This window comes from uncultured Methanobrevibacter sp., from assembly GCF_902774605.1.
GTDB lineage: Archaea > Methanobacteriota > Methanobacteria > Methanobacteriales > Methanobacteriaceae > Methanocatella.
Genome location: NZ_CACYJE010000108.1, coordinates 1 through 2,011, shown reverse-complemented (window position 1 = coordinate 2,011; position 2,011 = coordinate 1). Strand labels below are relative to the sequence as shown.

General features: G+C 37.8%; 2 protein-coding genes. One reads left to right on the top strand and one right to left on the bottom strand.

The window, feature by feature from the left end; translation table 11 throughout:
- The coding region (gene dusB, locus QZU77_RS10800; protein WP_295603993.1) for a tRNA dihydrouridine synthase DusB at positions 1 to 986 on the top strand (986 nt) is incomplete at its 5' end.
- A gap of 43 nt (positions 987 to 1,029) precedes the next feature.
- Here dusB and mmp11 read toward each other — a convergent pair.
- The gene (gene mmp11 / locus QZU77_RS10795) at positions 1,030 to 1,968 is read right to left on the bottom strand and encodes a methanogenesis marker protein 11 (protein WP_295603991.1); all 939 of its coding nucleotides are present in this window, start codon (positions 1,966 to 1,968) and stop codon (positions 1,030 to 1,032) included.
- Positions 1,969 to 2,011: the final 43 nt, after the last annotated feature.

Sequence of the window (2,011 nt, the reverse complement as noted above, 5' to 3'; positions counted from 1 at the left end):
ATATGAAGTGGAAAATTGGAAATGTTGAAATGGACAATCAGATAGCTTTGGCCCCTATGGCAGGAGTATGTGACTTCAGCTTTAGAACCATTGTAAAGTCAATGGGATGTGGGCTGATTGAAACTGAAATGGTTTCAGACAAGGCTATTATGTATGGCAATTGGAAGACAAAGGAAATGCTGTACATGACTGACTATGAACATCCAATTTCACAGCAGATTGTCGGCTCTGATTTGGAATCTCTCACCTTTGCATCAAAGTACATCTGGGAGAATACAAATGTAGATATCATTGACATTAACATGGGATGTCCTGTAACTAAGGTGACAAACAGGTCAAAGGCAGGATGCGCTTTGATGAAAGACCCAGATAAGGTAAAATCTATTGTAGAATCTATTGTAGACATTGTACCGATTCCAGTGACTGTAAAGCTCAGAAGCGGTTGGGATAAAAACAGCATAAATGCAGTGGAAATAGCACAAATCGTTGAGGATGCAGGTGCATCAGCAATTACAGTTCATCCAAGAACAAAGGATCAAGGATATTCTGGAAAGGCGGATTGGTCCATTATAAAAGAAGTCAAGGAAAATGTGAATATTCCCGTTATTGGAAATGGTGACATCAAGTCATGTTTTGATGCAAAAAGAATGCTTGATGAAACATCTTGTGATGCAGTCATGATTGGAAGGGCATCACTTGGAAATCCATGGCTTATCAGGGATTGCGTTAACTATATTGAAGACGGCACACTTCCATATGAAGTTACAATGGAAGAGAGAATGGAAACCCTTAAAAAACACATAGATATGCTTATTGAAGTCAAGGGAGAGGAATTTGCAATTCCAAAAATGAGAACTCAAGCTGCATATTACGTTAAGAAATTGCCAAGAACAATAGAATTAAAGCAGCAAATATTTAAAATGAATACAAAAGAAGATCTGTTTAATCTGTTGGATGATTATGTAAAATCAATGGAAAAAGAGTAAATAAAAAAAGAAAAAAATTGTTCAAACTTTTTAAAAGTTTGAACTAGTAATAAACTTTAACAGCCTCATCAACATCATCATGAAGACCTAAAGCTGCAAGTGCACCTACTTTACCTTGGTCTCCTGTAACTGCAATGAGTGGAATGTCCAATTCTTCTGCAAGCTTTTCAGCAGTTTCAACATCCATCATACCTGTTTTTGTAGCCATTGCATATTCTCTAAGTTTTGGTGGGATTCCAATTCCTTCAAGAATAGCTATTGCAGTCTTATCGGATAATGTGTCATGCTCAAGGATTTCAATAAGTCTATTGATCAATCTTTCCTTATCTTCAGCCATTACAGCAAAGGTAAGTGCAATTGAAACACAGTTTTGAGTTTTGTGAGGATTATGTGGGAATAACTGAACGATAATATGGTCAAGATACTCGAATCCTTCCTCTTTCAATTGAAGGCCAATATTATGAGCCATAGTCCAAGTTGCTCCAGCATCCTTAACGTCAGTGTCATCGATTCCAATGACAAGTTTTTCGTATTTTGGAGTTACTACAGTAGCTTTTCCTTCCTTACTGCCTCCTCCGACTTCAAGGACATCCACATATTTGACACCTTCTCCCATTCCTCTGCACATTCCAGCGCCTACACCAGCGCCGGCAAGTCCTCCGTGGGTTACCTTAACTTCCTTTGCCTCTTCATCAATTGCAACCTCTTCAATTCCAGCAGCATTGATACTTGCCTTAAGGTCGATTGGCTTTTTGCCCACTTTACAGAGGTAGGTGTGCTTGTTTCCATCTCTTTTAGCATCAATGATAAGTTCACTGCTGTGTTGGTATTGATAAAGCAACCAGTTGGAACCGCTTGGGCAAGGGTGGTATTCAATAAGTTCTACAATATCTCCATCTGCCATTGTAATGACTTTCTCATATGGAGCAATCCATGGGTCATCAAATTTTTCCTTTAACTCTTCAGGTTTTAAAATTGCCATATTATCATCTAATATAAACTTTAAAAAATAATAGAATTGAAAA